Source organism: Pseudomonadota bacterium, assembly GCA_022361155.1.
Lineage (GTDB): Bacteria > Myxococcota_A > Polyangia > Polyangiales > JAKSBK01 > JAKSBK01.
This window is the reverse complement of record JAKSBK010000343.1, coordinates 1-1,460: the sequence shown is the minus strand read 5'-3', so window position 1 is coordinate 1,460 and position 1,460 is coordinate 1. Positions and strand designations below refer to the sequence as shown.

The following is a 1,460-nucleotide window of genomic DNA, read 5'->3' as shown; positions in this document are numbered from 1 at the left end:
CTTCAGCCGCGATATTTCGTCTCGCAACCTGTCAATCTCCGTGTTCCCCCTACCAAGGACCGCGAGAGCTTCATTTCAAGTACATCTGGCAAGCTTCGCGCATTATCTCCATGAGGGTGGCGATGATCGGTTTCGGTTCGGGGTCGTTTTCGATCCTGCTCGATGTCCGTGTTAGCAGGAAGATGGGATCAATTCGCGTACCGCCGTAATGACAGGCGCTCAACTCGGCACCCATGGCGTTCTCGGAGGTGATGTACGTGAGGGCGTCCGACAGTCCTTCAATGTACATGACCTGCGCAAAGGGATCTCCGGGTCGCTCCATGAACTGCGGTCCGTTGTACTGGAATGGGAACAGTGTGGGTTCCGCCGTCGATGCCCCGGTCAACAGGGCCGACGACACGATGACAGGTCCGAGATTTCGCATCCAATTCGCCACTACAACATTCCTCCGCAAAACGCGCATGCGATAAAATGATTTCAGTCGACTATATACGTTATGGCACATGCTCCTCTTGTCGCGCGGCGGTTCCGCCAGCGCGCGGGTTGCGACAACTCGGAATTTCCGGTGTTGTCCGTGCAAGAGGGTTGTCCCGGCCACTCTCGTCCCCGGCACTGCGAGGACGGGCGGCATGGGGCCCGGTACGGGCACCTGGTGTTCGCTTCAGGAGTTGGTCGGGCGGGATCGCGATTTCAAGGGGGGCGGCGCAAAAACCTCGGCGGACGGCCCCTCCGCGTCCTCCGCGCTCCTTGGCGACCTCCGCGTTGAACCGATGTGTCGTTGGAACGCGGAGGGCGCGGAGGAGCGCGGAGGACGCGGAGGATGAACCTGCCGTCTCAGTACGGGATGGGGAATGACGGGGACAGTCGAAACCAAAGGTTAAGGATGAGAAGTCGTTTATCTTTCGATCATTGGTGCTGTATTGAACATGATGCCTCTGTAATTTCATATGGTGGCTGTAACGAGTCCGGCCCCTAAACCCACTCACCCGGCTTGGTGATGGTGGTGCCAGGGAGGGTGTCCGGGAATTGCGCCGAGCGAAGTCGTGCCGTGTCCATATGGCGAACGAACGATGCCAGCGGCCGTAGCGATCCGGCGACCACGGATGACGGGCAGATGAGCCCCACGGTGCGTGCCAGTTCCTGGGTTACGATGCGGATGGGCTCGCACAGGTCCGTGTCGTTGGTGACCACCACGGCTACGTCCCATACACCCTGGAAGGCGTCACGCACGAGGTGTGCGCCGAGGTTGACATCGGAGCCTTTCTCCTCGGTCTTGTAGACGAAGGCGACGTCGGGCCGCGGTCCCTGGTAGATCGTTGGCGGAGGAAGCAGAAACGGGGCCGGTGGCGGACGGTGGGCGATGCCCGACCACTTCTGCACGACCTGGAACGTGCCCTTGAAGACGTGAACCTCGGGGACGGTCTTGAGGGCACGGTAATACACCTGTTGGCGAACAGGGG

General features: G+C 60.3%; 2 protein-coding genes. Both read right to left on the bottom strand.

The genetic code is table 11. The features are described 5' to 3' along the window. Positions 1-70 precede the first annotated feature (70 nt). Entirely contained in the window at positions 71-424 is a 354-nt protein-coding gene (locus tag MJD61_13440) for a hypothetical protein (protein MCG8556274.1), read from the bottom strand. 548 nt (positions 425-972) lie between these two features. After that, positions 973-1,460: NYN domain-containing protein (locus MJD61_13435; GenBank protein ID MCG8556273.1), on the bottom strand; the 488-nt coding region annotated here is incomplete at its 5' end.

Bases quoted from the DNA above. Each gene is read 5' to 3' on its own strand.
- MJD61_13440 (MCG8556274.1), bottom strand. From the start codon at position 424: ATGCGAAATCTCGGACCTGTCATCGTGTCGTCGGCCCTGTTGACCGGG.